The organism is Streptomyces sp. CAI-85 (assembly GCF_013363615.1).
GTDB lineage: Bacteria > Actinomycetota > Actinomycetes > Streptomycetales > Streptomycetaceae > Streptomyces > Streptomyces antibioticus_B.
Genome location: NZ_JAANNX010000001.1, coordinates 23,875 through 39,000, shown reverse-complemented (window position 1 = coordinate 39,000; position 15,126 = coordinate 23,875). Strand labels below are relative to the sequence as shown.

The 15,126-nt window shown below is 68.7% G+C and carries 14 protein-coding genes; 10 read left to right on the top strand and 4 right to left on the bottom strand.

Translation table 11 applies throughout. The annotated features are described in order from the left end of the window. The first annotated feature begins 48 nt into the window (after positions 1–48). The 6 genes from G6W55_RS00165 (at position 49) to G6W55_RS00140 (ending at position 3,662) form a co-directional block, all read left to right on the top strand. Positions 49–810, top strand: a complete 762-nt coding sequence (locus tag G6W55_RS00165) for a hypothetical protein (protein ID WP_175518662.1) — start codon at positions 49–51, stop codon at positions 808–810. 55 nt (positions 811–865) lie between these two features. Beyond that, entirely contained in the window at positions 866–1,360 is a 495-nt protein-coding gene (locus tag G6W55_RS00160; RefSeq protein ID WP_175518661.1) for a hypothetical protein, read from the top strand. Positions 1,361–1,371: 11 nt separating this feature from the next. After that, on the top strand, positions 1,372–1,893 hold the full coding sequence (locus G6W55_RS00155; RefSeq protein WP_175518660.1) for an AAA family ATPase: 522 nt from the start codon (positions 1,372–1,374) through the stop codon (positions 1,891–1,893). Further along, positions 1,890–2,270 (top strand): hypothetical protein, encoded by a 381-nt coding sequence (locus tag G6W55_RS00150; protein ID WP_175518659.1) that lies wholly within the window; start codon positions 1,890–1,892, stop codon positions 2,268–2,270. Before G6W55_RS00155 ends, G6W55_RS00150 begins: the two co-directional genes overlap by 4 nt. A 203-nt stretch (positions 2,271–2,473) precedes the next feature. After that, the gene (locus G6W55_RS00145) at positions 2,474–3,247 is read left to right on the top strand and encodes a polysaccharide deacetylase family protein (RefSeq protein WP_175518658.1); all 774 of its coding nucleotides are present in this window, start codon (positions 2,474–2,476) and stop codon (positions 3,245–3,247) included. A gap of 52 nt (positions 3,248–3,299) precedes the next feature. Next, positions 3,300–3,662: a hypothetical protein gene (locus G6W55_RS00140; RefSeq protein ID WP_175518657.1), complete on the top strand. Its 363-nt coding sequence runs from the start codon at positions 3,300–3,302 to the stop codon at positions 3,660–3,662. A gap of 7 nt (positions 3,663–3,669) precedes the next feature. Here G6W55_RS00140 and G6W55_RS00135 read toward each other — a convergent pair whose 3' ends face one another. Then, a complete protein-coding gene (locus tag G6W55_RS00135) occupies positions 3,670–3,828 on the bottom strand; it encodes a hypothetical protein (protein WP_175518636.1) in 159 nt (52 codons plus the stop codon). Positions 3,829–3,889: 61 nt separating this feature from the next. On the opposite strand from G6W55_RS00135, the gene G6W55_RS00130 reads away from it, so the two are divergent. Next, positions 3,890–4,495 carry a YdcF family protein gene (locus tag G6W55_RS00130; RefSeq protein ID WP_175518656.1) on the top strand — a complete coding sequence of 202 codons (606 nt, stop codon included), beginning with the start codon at positions 3,890–3,892 and terminating at the stop codon, positions 4,493–4,495. Positions 4,496–4,596: 101 nt separating this feature from the next. Here G6W55_RS00130 and G6W55_RS00125 read toward each other — a convergent pair whose 3' ends face one another. After that, positions 4,597–5,796, bottom strand: coding sequence for a hypothetical protein (locus G6W55_RS00125; RefSeq protein ID WP_175518655.1), 1,200 nt, complete (start codon positions 5,794–5,796; stop codon positions 4,597–4,599). Between the two features lie 180 nt (positions 5,797–5,976). Here G6W55_RS00125 and G6W55_RS00120 point away from each other — a divergent pair, with 180 nt between their 5' ends. Further along, on the top strand, positions 5,977–7,611 hold the full coding sequence (locus tag G6W55_RS00120) for an amidohydrolase family protein (protein WP_175518654.1): 1,635 nt from the start codon (positions 5,977–5,979) through the stop codon (positions 7,609–7,611). A 280-nt stretch (positions 7,612–7,891) separates the two neighbouring features. Beyond that, positions 7,892–9,211 carry an MFS transporter gene (locus G6W55_RS00115; RefSeq protein ID WP_175518653.1) on the top strand — a complete coding sequence of 440 codons (1,320 nt, stop codon included), beginning with the start codon at positions 7,892–7,894 and terminating at the stop codon, positions 9,209–9,211. A gap of 369 nt (positions 9,212–9,580) precedes the next feature. Here the strand turns inward: G6W55_RS00115 and G6W55_RS00110 are convergent, their stop codons facing one another. After that, on the bottom strand, positions 9,581–10,084 hold the full coding sequence (locus G6W55_RS00110) for a hypothetical protein (RefSeq protein WP_309243611.1): 504 nt from the start codon (positions 10,082–10,084) through the stop codon (positions 9,581–9,583). Positions 10,085–10,356: 272 nt separating this feature from the next. Next, positions 10,357–11,448 (bottom strand): protein kinase family protein, encoded by a 1,092-nt coding sequence (locus G6W55_RS00105; protein ID WP_175518652.1) that lies wholly within the window; start codon positions 11,446–11,448, stop codon positions 10,357–10,359. Positions 11,449–11,743: 295 nt separating this feature from the next. On the opposite strand from G6W55_RS00105, the gene G6W55_RS00100 reads away from it, so the two are divergent. Then, the gene (locus tag G6W55_RS00100) at positions 11,744–15,025 is read left to right on the top strand and encodes a TIM-barrel domain-containing protein (RefSeq protein ID WP_175519133.1); all 3,282 of its coding nucleotides are present in this window, start codon (positions 11,744–11,746) and stop codon (positions 15,023–15,025) included. The last annotated feature ends 101 nt before the right edge of the window (positions 15,026–15,126 follow it).

The following is a 15,126-nucleotide window of genomic DNA, read 5'->3' as shown; positions in this document are numbered from 1 at the left end:
GTGCCGGTAGTCTCGCATCGAAAGCACTCGTGGGGGGCGGGTACACGCATGCTGGAAGCGATCTGGACGGGCCTGCTCGTCGCACTGCTGAGCTGGCTCGCCGCCACCCTGTGGCGCAACCGACGCCGCCTGTCCCTCCTCGCGGTCGCCCTGCGGCCCCGCCGCGAAGTCCGCGTCTCCGTCGCCTCGTTGCTGCGGATCCAGGACGACGACCGTCACCTCCTCGTCCACTCGCCCTACCGCCCCGACTCCTACGGCCCGCTCGGCGGCGTGCTCAAGTACCACCCCACGGCCCGCCCCGACCTGGACCGGCTCGGCTTCCGCGAGGACGGCCGCGTGGACCAGCGGATGCGCAGCGACCTGCGCGGCTTCCTGCCCGCCCGGGCACTCCCGCGCTTCGCACGCTGGCTCGACGCGGAACGCGACCGCGAGACCGCCCTGGAGGCGATGCGCCGCGAACTGGCCGAGGAACTCACCGAGATCGGCCACCCCGAACTGACCACGGACATCGCACACCTGCGCTTCGCCCACGTACGGCACGTCCTGGAAGGGCCGTTGAAGGTCCCGGGCCGCGCCTTCCGCCAGATCCGCTTCTTCGACGTGTTCGACCTCCACCTCGACACCCCGGAGGCGACCGCCCTGCGCGACGCCCTCCTCACCCTCGCCGCCGACCCCGACGACGCGGGCGCCGTACTGGTCACCTCCGACGACATCCTCCACGGCCGCCACGACCGCTTCTACGTGGGCCCGCACGCCGCGTACCTGATCGGCCCGCACCGCGTACGAGCCGACCTGCCGCCCTTGCGCTGACCACGCATCGAATAACTCACTGGTCAGAGGCGTTCCCCTCGGTCAGGATTCGCTCATGGACCAGCCCGCCACCCTCGCCTGGAAGTACGCGGCGAGCCTCATCCGCGTGGAAGACCTGCCCATGGTGGCAGCCCACCTCCTGGCTGCCGGCCACGACTCCCCTTCACTGCGTGGCCTGGCCGGACGTTCACGGCACGAGCACCCGGCAGACATCCGCGAGCTCTTCGGGCACACCATGGAAGAACTCGGGATCCAGATCCCGGACTACGAGACCGCTGAACGCTGCCTCCTGCACCACATGGCGACACAGTTGTCCGCCGGTGTCCTGTCGCCGAAGGAGGCCGCGGCCCGGGTCTGGCAGGGGATCGAGGCGGTGACAGACCCTGAGCGGACGTTCGTGGCGGCCGTGGGCCTGGAGTACCAGCTCGACTTCATGTCCCCCGAAGAGGTCCGGGCCTGGGAGAACGCCGTACGCCGCGCCGCGAAGACGCTGTCCGCAACAGCCTTCCCGCACGCGCAGCGACCCCGCACCACGAGCAACGACGTCTAAGGTCTTGATCCATGATCGTATGGCTCAACGGCACCCACGGCGCAGGCAAGACGACCACCAGCAAGCTCGTGCAGCAGTTGCTCCCGGACTCACGTGTCTTCGACGCCGAGAAGGTCGGCGAGACCCTGATGGACATCGAGCCGGGCCTGCCGCAGACGGACAACTTCCAGCACTGGCCGCCCTGGCGCCCCCTCGTCGTGGAAACCGCCCGCTGCGTCCTCGAGTACACGGGCGGCACCCTGGTGATGCCCATGACGGTCCTGGTGGAGCAGTACTGGCGCGAGATCAGCACGGGCCTGGCCCAACACGCCATCCCGATCCACCACTTCGTCCTCCACGCCGACCAACAGACCCTCCGGGCCCGCATCGAGGGAGACACCGTCATGGGCCCGTCCCGCTTCCGCCTCAACCACCTCGAGCCGTACGCGGAGGCGTCCCGCACCTGGCTGCACAAGGAGGCCGAGGTCATCGACACGACACACCTCACGCCGGCCGAGGCCGCAGAGCAGATCGCGGAGGCGGTGCAGAGATGACGACGGAGAGCGACGACCGGCGCAGACTCCACGGCGGTCTGGGCGCGGCGGTGTCCCTGACCCTCTCGCTGCTCACCGCCCTCCTCCTGGGCAGATCCTGGACCACCTGCGACGTGGGCGTGAACAACGCGGCCAACGGCTCCTTCCTGACCCTCCTCTTCATCCCGGCCCTCTGGACGATCCTCCTCCTGACCTGGCTGGCGACAGGCGCCCTGCTCAGAACCCGCCCCCGCCTCATCCACGCCGTCGCCCTCACGGCAACGCTCCTGACGGTGCTCTGGTGCGCCACATCAACCTTCTGGGGCGACCCCACCCCGGCCTGCCCGAACGGCACACCTCCGTGGTGGCCGAGCTTGCTGCCGACGCCGGGATTCTGACGGGAGAGGACGTGGCTGGCAGGCACGCCACCCTGAGTCACGGCAGGGGAGCACCGACCGCCACCTGCCGAGTTGTCCGCGAACTCCCCCGGAATTGTCCGTGATCTGTAACGGGCGGATCCTCTCGTCGCCGGCCCTCGTCCTGCCTGGTGGTCGCAAGGTGACCGGGGATCGGCGAGGAACTACGCGAAGGCGGGGCGGACATGGCGCGGCACGGCGGCGGACGTGGCTGGTACGGCAAGATGGTCGGGGCGGCGCTCGGCGTGACGGTACTGGCGGCCGGCGCCTCGGTGTGGACCGCGCAGGCCGGTGCCGTCGGCGGCACGTCTCCCGAGTCGGCCGCGTCGGCCAAGCCGGCCGGTGACGTCAAGCCGGTCGACGTGACCATCGCACACGCCTCGGACAAGGGCGAGCGCGGAGTCAACATCACCATCGACGACGGCCCCGACCCCGTGTGGACCCCTCAAGTCCTGGATGTGCTGCGGGAGTACGGGGTGAAGGCCACGTTCTGCATGGTGGGAACGCAGGCGCAGGCCCACCCGGACCTCGTGAAGAAGGTCGTCGCGGCCGGACACCGGCTGTGCGACCACTCGGTGTCGCACGACACGGCCATGGACAAGGAATCCCAGTCGTACCAGTCGAAGCAGATACTCGACGCCGAACGCATGATCACCGAGGCGTCCGGGGGCGTACGGCCGATGTACTACCGCGCCCCCGGAGGCGCCTTCACCCCCTACAGCCGCTCCCTCGCCGCCTCCCGGGGCATGCGGCCGCTCGGCTGGAACGTCGACACCAAGGACTTCGAACGCCCCGGCACGGACGCCATCGTCGCCACGGTCGAACGGGAGCTGCCCAACGGCCCGACACTCCTTTTCCACGACGCGGGAGGCGACCGCTCCCAGACCGTCGAGGCGCTGCGCCGGATCCTGCCGTGGCTGAAGGACCAGGGCTACGCTTTCGGCTTCCCGGTCCGCTGAGCCCGGTCGGTGATCGGATCGTCGAAAGCGGCTGGTCAGATACGGTGACGGGATGACCGCAAGCCTGCCTGCCGACGTCTCCGACGTACTCGCGGCAGTCCTGAACGCCGAAGGCCCGCTTCATGCCGCGCTCCGCGAGCAGGTCCCACACCTCAGCGTGCGAGAACGCTGTACATGCGGGTGCGGTACGGCCTACTTCGAACTCGACACCAGCAAGGTGGCGCCCGCGCCCACGGGCCCCGGCACGGTCGTCGCGGCCGAAGCGCAACTCGTCACCGAGGCCGGGGAGTGCCCCGGTGAGGTGCTGGTCTTCACCCAGAACGGCTACCTGTCGTGGCTGGAAGTGTGCTCATGGAGCGAGGACATCGAAGTGACGCTGGGTGCTGCGCTGCGCTGGCTGGGGACACGCTCGTGACTACAACTCACACCACTCCAGTGAAAACAGCGAGGTCGTCCCCGATGGGAGCTTCGACCTCGGCGCCGGAGGGCACGGTGCCGTCTCCTACGAGTAGAAACGTCCGCTCGGGGTCACTCATCAGATGGACGATGGCATGATCGCCTCGGAAGGCCAGGGTCAGCACCGGGAACTCCTCGCATCCCGATTCCGGCGAGGTCGCCACCCACCTCACCTAGAGTCGCCACATGCGACGACGAGCAGGCATGGCGGTTGTCGGGGCCGGGGCGGCAGCCCTGGCATGGGGCGAGTGGTTGAACAGGCGCTGGTCTCGCGCCCTCGTGGCCAACAGAGAGGGCCCCGTCGAGGCTGTGGTCGTGCTGGGATTCCAGAACCCCCAAGCGACGGCGAACTTCATCAACCGTTGGCGGGTTCGGGCAGGAATCCGTTCCATCAGCGTTGACGCTGCACAAGGCGCGCGACTGATCTTCAGCGGCGGTTCGCCCAACGGGGACATCGCGGAGGCGCAGTTGATGGCCGACTACGCGAAGTCGGTGCTCGGGTTCGACGGCACGGTGATCCTCGAAGACCAAAGCCGCACGACATGGGAGAACATCACCCACGTGATCCCGCTGCTCGAAGACGTCGACCGCATCAAGATCGTCTCCCAGCCGGCACACGCCCTCAAGGCCCGCGCGTACTTGCGTCGGCAGCGCCCCGATCTCGCGGACAGACTCGTACGTGCCGACGATTACCGCCCCGGCGAGTGGACGCTCGCCAAACCCCTGCTCGCCCTGTACGGACTCTGGACACTCCGCGGTCTCACAGCCGACGAAAGGCGGCCCAAGTCGTAGACCGCCGGACGTGGAGACGAGGCTGCGCAAGCCTGGTCCTGGTCGGAGGGATGGGTGCGCGGTGCTGCGTCACACAGCTTCCGCCTGAGCGGCAGCCAACGTCAGTGCGTGAGATCCGTAGCACCCTCAAGTTCCGCCGTGAGGAGATGCTGCACCCCGTCCAGAGTCACCTGCGCGCTCAGTTTCACGCCGGGACGGCGTTGCGTGCTGGTTCCTATTCTCCAGCGCCATTCGACAATTCCTTGCGCATTGGCCTGGGCCGGCCCCAGACCGCTCGCGTGGCTCGTGCGGCCGCTGGGGTAGACGACTTTGAGGGCGCATGGAGCGAGTGGGCGCGTGCTGGCGAGTACGCGGCAGTGGCCGCCGATCCACGCAGTTCCTATGGCCGCGGTATCGAGGACGAAGATGTTCAACTTGTCGCAGATTCTCGGCACCGAGTGCGCCCAGATACGGAACTCGGGATTCGCCTCCCCCTTGAACAGCACCCCCACCGCCGAATGCGTCTGCCGGTCAAGCCACAGTGAGCCGGAATCCCCAGGACCACCGAGGACACCGTCGGACGGCGGCGCGTCGCTGTCCTCGATGACGGAGAATTCCACGCCGTCGGTTCCGTCGATGATTCCGCGCGTGACGGCGGTCCTCAGTCCGGATTTGATCACCTTGAGGCCGACGACAGGGGCTTTGCTCCCGGCCGCGGGCTGCGGCAGTCCGACAAGGGAGGTGGAGATCTTGCGCGCCTGGGTCCCGTCCTGCTGGCCGATGGAGCAGACGGCGGCGTCCAGAGGCTCGTCCCACCGGAGGAGGCGGCCGAGGAAGGCGTTCGGCAGGGGAGTGTCGGGCGGTTTGGGGTCGGGCTGGATGACCGGATCCATGCTCACGGCCGGTTCGGCGACGATCACGTGCCAAGCGGTGAGGGCCAGCGGGCGCAGCGTGCCCCGTTCGAACACGATGGATCCGAGGGTTCCGGGGCCGGTCAGCTTGACGTTCCCCACATTGATTCCGCCCACGACGGGATCCTGACGTGAGTTCCGGAAGTCGGCCAGGAGTTCGGGATTGCTCTGGATGACGTCCAGCGGAATTCCGTCGATCTCGTCGGGCAACAGGTCGGCTTTGTCGAGCTTCGACTTCGGCACTTTGCGTTCGACGTGCACGCGGATCGCGAGACGGTCGGAGGGACGCTTGCGCCTGAACTTGAAACCGACATCGACTGAACGAACATTCGGGTATTGCATCAAGCGCTTCTTGTGCCGACGCATGATCTTGAGGAGCTGATCCTGCTCTTTCCGCGTGATCTCGTGCATGGCGCGCCCTCTGAGATCGACACCGGTTGCGTATGCGTACACCTTCATTGAAACCCCGCCGAGGTCACGGTGCACCCGGGCCACCCCATGCGTCCCATGGCGGTGACAGCTCTCCCGTCGTCCAATTGATAGGGAAGTGCGTAGGGGAAAGCGCACCGTGTGCGCGGAGAGGGGCCCATCATGCCCCCGGTGGATGCGGCGGAGGGTGGCCGCCTCGCCCTGCGTGGACGCATCGTGACCATGGACCGCCAGGACACCGTCGTCGAGGACGGCGTCCTCTACATCAACCGCGGCCTCATCGACCAGGTGCTCCCGGCCACCGCCCCTCCGCCCGCGGACTTCCTCGACGTGCCACCCATCGACACGGCCGGCACGGCCTACCCCGGGCTGATCGAGCTGCACAACCATCTCCCGTACGACATCCTCCAGTTGTGGCAGGTGCCGCGTCTCTTCACCAACCGGTCGCAGTGGGGCGGCAGTTCGAACCCTGACTACCGGCGCTTGGTGACCGGCCCCATGCGGGTCCTGGGGGAGGACCCGGAGTCCATGCCGGCCATCGTCCGCTACGTAGAGGCGAAAGCGCTGATCAACGGCACCACCACCAGTCAGGGCATCGCCCTCTTCAGCAACTCCGGTTCGCGGCGCATGTACCGCGGCACGGTCCGCAACATCGAAGCCACCGACGACCCGGCACTCCCCGAGGCCAGGACGCGTATCGCCGACGTGGAGGCCGAGGACGCCCGCCGATTCCTGGCACGACTGCAACAGCCCAACCGCCTGCTCCTCCACCTGGCGGAAGGCGTCGACCACCGCGCGCGGGCGCACTTCCAGGCCCTCGAATTCGAGCCCGGCCACTGGGCGATCACCGAGAATCTCGTCGGCATCCACTGCACGCCACTCACCGGCGACGACTTCCAGATCATGGCCGAACACGGCGGCTCCATGGTGTGGTCGCCGCTCTCCAACCTTCTGCTCTACGGCAAGACAGCCGACGTCGCTGCGGCGAAGGCGGCAGGCATCCTCATCGGCCTGGGTTCGGACTGGTCGGTGTCGGGAAGCAAGGGCCTGCTGGGTGAACTGAAGGCCGCGCAGCTCGCGTCGGGCGCCGCCGGTGCGGTCTTCACTGATCGCGAACTGGTCGCCATGGCCACGCGGGATGCCGCGAGAATGCTGCGCTGGCACGAGGCGGTCGGGTCCCTGACCCCCGGGCGTCATGCCGACATCGTGGTGATACGCGGGCAGGACGATGACCCGTACACGTCCTTGGTCAACGCCCGCGACAGGGACATCACCTTGGTGCTCATCAACGGCGTCGCTCGTTACGGCATGACGGAGTTGATGGAACCGCTCACCCCGGACACGTCACTACTGGAGCAGTTGCCCGTCCACGCCCTCGCTGATCGCTCCCTCCACCTCCACCACCCCTCCGCTGATCCCCTCGTGGGCGACCTGACCCTCGCCGAGGCGACAGCACACCTCACCGACGTCCTCGCCGAACTCCCTCTCCTCGCCTCACGGGTGGAGAAACTGCGTATGGATCGGCTGATCGACGACGCGCCGGTGTGGCGCCTCGCCCTCGACGAGATCGCACCCACCGGCAGTGAACTACGCCCGCGACTCCCACTGCTCCACACCCGCACCCGAATACCGAGCGGACCGACCATCGCCGGAGGGCGACTGGTGGTCTCGTCCCTGGACCCACTCACGCTCGACGCCCTCACCGCGAGCACGGACACGACCTTCCTCGACGGGCTCGAAGCCCAGTCCAACCTGCCTGAGACGTTCGGCAGCCGCCTACGGGCCCTCCTTGCCTGAAAATGTTCGCGCGGCATGGGTTGGCGATTGGCTGCGAGGAAAACACCTTTCGCCGCCCGGACACCAAGAGCTACCGTGCGGGCGGCAAGCAATCTCCGAGGAGCTGACAGACATGCCCGGTCTTCCGAGCGCGCGTTGACGTCGTAGGCCGTGACGGCCGGTCATCGCGTGCTGCCCTTGTTGTCGCGGCACAGCGAGCCTTTCCCTCCCTGAACCGTCGAGCACCGTTCATGTGCCCGGCGGCGGGGCCTCGTTGTCGGCAACACAAGGAACTCCCCCCGTGCCGCTTGCTTCCTCCGCCGGATCCGATTCCGGCCGACCCGCGTCGTCCAGCCTCTGGCGGAACAGCGACTTCCGCAGACTGTGGACAGGGCAGACCGCCTCACAACTCGGCGAACACACGACTCTGGTGATCCTGCCGCTCTTCGCCGTGCTGACCCTCAACGCGAGCGCCGGCCAGTTGGGAGTCCTGCGCGCGGTGGGGCAGGCGCCCGTTCTGCTGCTCTCACTCTTCGTCGGGGCGTGGGTGGACAGGTGGCGGACCCGAACGGTCATGGTGCTGACGGACGTCGGTCGGACCCTGGCCCTGGGCGCCGCCGCCGTGGCTGGCCTCTTCGGCTGGCTCGGCCTGCCCGCGCTGTTTGTGGTCGCCTTCACGGTCGGAGCCTTGTCCGTGTTCTTCGACGTGGCTTATCAGACATCCCTCGTCAGGATGGTGACGCACGATCAGTTGGTGCGGGGCAACAGTGCGCTGGAGGGGAGCAGGTCGGCGGCGCAGATCGGTGGTCCTGCTCTCGGAGGGGCGCTCGTCTCCCTGCTCTCGGCGCCGATCGCCGCGGCCACCGGTGGACTGTTCTTCGCGCTGTCGTCCCTGTCGATTCGCCGCATCCGCCAAGTTGAATCGATCCCGGAGACCTCGGAGCGGGCTCCGCGCACATGGCGGCAAGTCTGTGAGGGACTGCGATTCGTCATCGGTGAACGCCTGTTGCGAGCCGTGTGCCTCGCCTCGGCTGCCTTCCAGTTCTTCTTCGCGGCGACGATGACCGTCTACCTGCTCTTTCTGCCAAGGGAGTTGCACCTGTCGGGCACCGCCGTCGGACTGGCGCTCGCGGCGACCGGTCCGGGCACGCTCCTCGGCTCACTGCTGGCGGCCCGCCTGCCGCGTCGGTTCGGGTACGGCGCGGTACTCGTGGTGGCGGCGGCGATCGGCGACGGCGCGTTCCTGGCCGTACCCGCGCTGCACGGCTCGTCCGCGGTGACGGTCCTCGCACTCATCGCGGTCAGCTTCGTGTTCGGGACCGGCGGCCAGTTGGTGAACGTCACGGTGATGACCGTCCGGCAGTCCGTCACGCCGCACCACATGCAAGGCCGCGCGGCCGCGACGATCACATTCGTCGGCATGGGACTGGCCCCACTCGGCGCCCTGTTCGGCGGATTCCTGGCGGAGGAGTGGGGTGTGCGTGGCAGCCTCCTGATGACGGCCGTCGGGATGTTGCTGTCCCCGGTGCTGATGGCCCTATCGCCGCTCGCCCGTCTGGGGGGGCGTGTCGTTCAGGCCAGCGAACGAGGAGACCTTGAGGACGGCAACAAGGCAGCCTGACCCTCACCGACTCTCACCATCCGTCGACACCCGAGCCCGCCCGGACATGACCCTGACCGCCTCTGTTCGGCACCCCGGGCACCTACCGGATCTCCTCGCGACGAACCGATGCCGATAGACGGTCACGCGGCTCTGAGGAATGCGACAGAGCGTCGCGCCCTCCGCCAGGGCATGTTCCGGCCCCGGGACGCCTGTCTCTCGACACGCAGCGAAGGGCGTCACCGAGAGCCCGGACACGTACCTGAAGGACCTTAGCCAGGAGGCGAGTTGCAGCATGGCCACCACCTTCGCACGAAGGCCCGTTCAACGCTGGCTCTAACGCCAGCCGCAAACCGTGGTGTCGCTGGATGCCCTTGCCCGCACCGGCGATCAGGCCCCAGAGAGCAGCCTTGCCTCCTCCTCTGGAGACAAGCCGTGCCCCAGCGGTGGCTCGCCCCGACCGCGGTCCCACGCCAGCACGTCCGCGACGGTCACCGCCAACGGAGTCGCCGGCATTCCGGCGGCGTGGGCGCGAGCCGGGCTGCGCCGCTGAGTCGACCACGTCGATTCGGGGCGGATCAGTGGGAGGGAGCGCGGCACCCGTTCGGCGGGCACCGGAACGAGGTCGACCTTGCTGCTCGCGGCCCGCGCGCAGGTGTGGATCAGATCGGCGATTGTGGTCGGCTCGGCCGGGCCGACGGCATGGAACGCACCAGGTCTGTCGTCCACGAGCAACTGCACCACGAGGCGGGCCAGGTCTCGCGAGTCGATGACCTGAACCGGCTGCTCGGGACGTCCCGGCAGGGCCACCCGGCCGCCACGCGCGGCCCGCCGCACCCAGTACGTAAGCCTGGCCTGCACGTCGTAAGGGCCGACTACCTTCCCAGGCCGCACGATCGTCGCCCGTGAGCCGTATCGGGCCGACACGTCGTCCTCACAAACAGCTCCGATCCCGTTCGGCCCCGACCGAACAGGGTCACCTCCGCGCCCGTGTGGAGAGCATCGTCCACGATGGCTCGGCCCACGAACGAGGTGCCGCCAAGTACGAGGATTCGCATGACGCCTGACAGTAACGGCCTGCGCGAGGACACCGACTCACCGGCCACACCCCAGGGGCAGCCAGGGCACGACACCACGACTCGGTCGATCGGACGACGCCCACACGTTCAGCGGCTTCCGGAGCCCCTTTCGAGCCCTGGCCCCCGCCGGATCCCCGCCAACGGATGCGGAGCAGTCCGGCTCCCCTCCCGAAACGTGCGATAGAAGTTTCCCATCTCCGCAGCGACCGCCCCGTATCGAACAAGCAGCGTTGCGATCGACTCCGGAACCCCCTCCGGAGGCACCCCTTCAGCACAGGAGTGGACAAAGGCTCGGCGCTCCTCCGGGCTGTGGCCGTGCAGGGCTACGGACAGCCAGTTCACGAGGTGTGTCACCGCGTAGCACTCGTCGTACGCGCGGTGTTCGTCGAAGAAGTCCGCCTCGGCCTGGGTGAGGTCGAAGCGGGAGGAGATCGCGAGGCCGAAGTCGGTGAAGTAGAGCCGGCGGCCGTCGGTGAGGATGTTCTCGAAGTGGGCGTCGAAGTGCAGCAGTCCGCGGGCGTTCATGAATGAGATCCCGGCTCTCAGCTCGTCGTCCACCATGCCGCAGCCCCGCTCCGCCATCTCGTCACCCGCCCCGACCTGCACGCCCAGCCAGTCGTGCAGGTTCTGCGGGATGTACTCCAGGAACAGCACGAGACTCGCCGTCGACCGCTGGAGGGCCTCGATCCGGCGTCGTACCTCCGCACCGCCTCCCCAGTAGGCGACGGCTCGGTCCACGTCGGCCAGTTCCTCGGGGAGCGGTCGGCCCGAGTCCCGTAGCACCCGCCAGTGATACATCAACGGGAAGCCCGCATAGTCCCCGGCGAGAACGCACTCCGTCGTCATGGTGTGCACGGCCAACTCCCGCCACGCCCCGAACCCCGGACCGCCGATGGCACCGACGCCGTAGTGGCAGAAGGTCGGGAGGCCGAAGAGGTTCGCGGTGGAGTGCGCATGCTCCGGCTGCCGTTCCAGATCGGTCAGCCGTACCTGCTTGACGAAGACCGGGGTGCCCTCGACCTCCAGCAGGACCGTCTGCCCGCCGATGCCCGAGCCGAGCGGCGCGCCGGCGTCCACGAGATCACGCAGCTCGCGGTCACTCTGAAGCGCCAACGACGTGGATACGGCGCCGTGGGCAGCCAGGCGGGCATCGTCGCAGGACCTGCCATGATCTGCCACTGCTACCTCCCACCGGGCCTGCCCCAGACACCGTAACGGCCAACTCCAAGCCGCCAGCCCCCTCCACGCTCGGCGATGTCCTGATTCGAGTGTGGACACCGAGACGAGCGACGTGCTCTCATGCCTGAGAGCCGCTTTTACATCGTTGCAACACGTGCGTCTGTGGAGTCGTTGCCGCTTGTCCGTCGGGAATGGGAGCGTGCCCGTGCGACCGTCGAACTCCGGATTCTTCCGTTCCTCGCGTGTGCCCAAGGCCGGCAGCCGCTTCGCCGTCTGTCTGGCGGTCGTGTTCGGGCTGGTCGGTGTCGATGCCGCCGCCGCGGGCACCACAACCCGGCCAGCTACCAGCACCACCCCACCCCCGACCGTCACCGTCCCCCACGCCCGATTCCAGGTACTGTCGCCGACGCTCATCCGTACCGAGTACGCGGGCGACGACAAGTTCGAGAACCGTGCCACCTTCAACGCCGTTGGACGGAACGCCTTTTCAACCCCAGCGCGCTACACGTCCTCCGTCAAGGACGGGCTCCTCACCATCACCACCAGCGCCCTGACCCTGCGCTATCGAGTCGGCTCCGGGCCGTTCACCGCCGACAACCTGACCGTACGGCTCAAGGCGGGACCGGACCCCGTGCTGGCCGCGCCGTGGCAGCACCGGGTGTGCGTGGTGGGCGCCCTCTGCGAGGCGGAGGATCAGGTGTACGACGGTCCCGGACTCGCCTCGAATCACGCGCAGTTCACCGGCAAGGGATTCCTGGCCGGCTTCGAGGTCGACCGTCACTCCCTCGCAGCCGACGTACGGGCACCCGAGGCCGGTGCGTACGAGTTCGCCGTGCGGTACGCCAACTCCGTCGGGGGCGACGGCCGTCACGAGAACCGGACGCTCAGCGTCAGTGTGGACGGCGGCGCCGACCGCACCATCAGCCTTCCGGAGACGCGTGACTGGAACACCTGGGGCGTGGCACGCCTGCCGCTGTCGCTCGGCGCCGGTCACCACTCGGTGCGGCTGCACCGCGCGTCGGACGACTCGGGGAATGTGAATGTCGACAGCGTGTCCCTGCTTCCGTCCGGGGCGGGGTATCCCTCCCGGGCCGTGAGTGCCGTACCGGGCTGCCGGTTCGGTACGAGTTGTGAGGCGGAGGACGGGCTCCTGGCAGGTTCCGCGGGCGTCGCCACCGATCACGAGGGACACGCCGGGTACGGGTTCGTCGCCGAACTCACCAAGGGCGCCGCCCTCTCGGTCCCGATCGCGGGCGTGCCCGCGGACGGCACCTACCAGCTCCACCTGCGTTACGCCAACGGCAGGGGAGGCGACGGCCTGCACCAGCCACGGAAGATCGAGGTCGTCACCGCCACCGGCGCCCCGCACAGCACCGCCCTTCCCGTCACGGACGACTGGGACACCTGGCGGTCGGCCTCGATCCCCGTCGAGTTGAAGGCGGGGACCGACAGCGTCACCCTCAACTGCCCTGACACCGACGGCTGTCACGTCAACGTCGATACGCTCGCGCTCGCCCGCGCCACGGACCCTGCCCCCGCCCCGCACCTCGCTCTCGGCGGATACCGGCGCAGCCTCGACGGACTCGACGGCGACGCCGACCCGACCCCCTGGACCACACCCGGGCTGCTCCACCGCGACGGCTGGTATCTGCTCGACGACACGTCCTCCGCGGTCTACGACGCCCCGACCAGCACCAGCACCAGCACCAGCACCAGCACGAGCACCGGCACCGCCGGGACCGGCACCGGCACCGCCACCCCCCGTCCCGCGCACGCCGGTCTGCCCTACCAGGACGGCTATCTCTTCGGCTTCGGCCACGACTACCGGCAGGGACTGAGCGACCTGGCGACGCTCACCGGCCCGCCGCAACTGCTGCCCCGCTGGGCCTACGGTGTCTGGTACTCCGAGTACATCGACCGCACCGAGTCCGACTACCGCGACACGATCCTCCCCGCGTTCCGCGCCGCAGGCGTGCCGCTGGACGTACTCGTCACGGACACCGACTTCAAGTGGCCCAACACCTGGAGCGGTTGGAACTTCGATCCGGTCAAGTTCCCCGATCCGGAAGGGTTCTTCGACTGGTCGGAGGATCAAGGGCTCGCCAACTCCCTCAACGTGCACCCGAGCATCCTCGGATCCGACCCGCAGTTCGCGAAGGCGCAGGCCACGGCCAAGGGCAAGCTCCGCAAGGGCGGTTGCGCGCCCGCCGCCGGGTCGGACTGCTACGTCTTCGACTTCGGCGACCCCGACCAGCTCACGGCCTACCTCGATCTGCACCGGCCGATGGACCGGGCCGGCCACGACGTGTGGTGGCTGGACTGGTGCTGCGACGCCTCCCGCTCCTCGCAGTCCGGAGTCACCCCGGACGCCTGGATCAACCAGAAGTACGCCGACCTGACCTCCGAGACCGGCGACCGCGGCTTCGTCGTCTCCCGCGCGTACGGGTCGTTGCAGGCCGGCGGCTACAGCGGCGGTGTGGGCCTGCCCACCGGACCCTGGGCCGACAAGCGCAGCACCCTGCACTTCTCCGGCGACACGACGTCGAACTGGGGCACGCTGCGCGCCGAAGTCGGCTATACACCGGGGGAGTCCGTCGCCACGGGCCTGCCCGCCGTCAGCCACGACATAGGCGGCCACAACGACGGTTACGGCATCCCCGGAGCCGAGACCTACGTCGTGGACGGCACGACCCGCCGGACCACCAAGCTGCCCGACGACCTGTACGCGCGCTGGGTGCAGTTCGGCACCTTCCAGCCGATCGACCGCCTGCACAGCAACCACAGCGACCGCCTGCCCTGGCAGTACGGCCCCGAGGCGCGCGCGTCGTCGGAGAAGTTCCTCAGGCTGCGCGAGGCGCTGGTCCCCTACACGTACACGCTCGCACAGGAGGCCAACGCCACCGGGGTGCCCATCGTGCGGCCGCTCTACCTGCACTACCCGGAGGAGGCGGCCGCCTACGACAGGGCGGGCGGCGAGTACCTCTACGGGCCCGATCTCCTGGTCGCCCCGGTGACCACGCCCGGCACCACGGCCACCACCTCCGTGTGGTTCCCGCCGGGCCGGTGGACGGACTACTTCACCGGCCGCGCCTACACCGCGCCCGCGGGCGGAGCGACGTACGACGTCACGACGACCCTGGACACCATGCCGGTCTTCGTCCGCGCGGGCGCGGTCCTCGCGACGCGGACCGACAACGTGCCCCATGACGCGCACAGCCCGCTGGACAAGGTCAGCCTCACGGTCGCCGCCGGGGACTCCGGCACCTTCTCCCTCTACGAGGACGACGGCCACAGCGCCCCCTCCCGGCGCGCGGCCACCACGCGGATCCGGTATGCCGAGCACGGCGACTCCCACCTGCTGGCCATCGGACCGGCCGAGGGCACCTTCAAGGGCCAGGTGAGCCGTCGCCGGTGGACCGTGTCCTTCACCGGCCTGGAACAGGCGCCGCGCCAGATGACCGTGCAGGGCGCCCGACTGTCCGCGTCGGCCTGGAAATGGGACGCCGACACCCACACCCTCCGGGTCACCCTGCCCGCGCACAGCGTCCGTGAGCCGGTGACCGTCCGATGCCGGTAGTGGCCAGGCCACGCAACGCCCCAGGGCCCGGTGCGGCGTGAAACGCGTCGCATCGGGCCCGGCCCCGCTTGCTATGCAACGAGTTGCATAGAAGGATCACG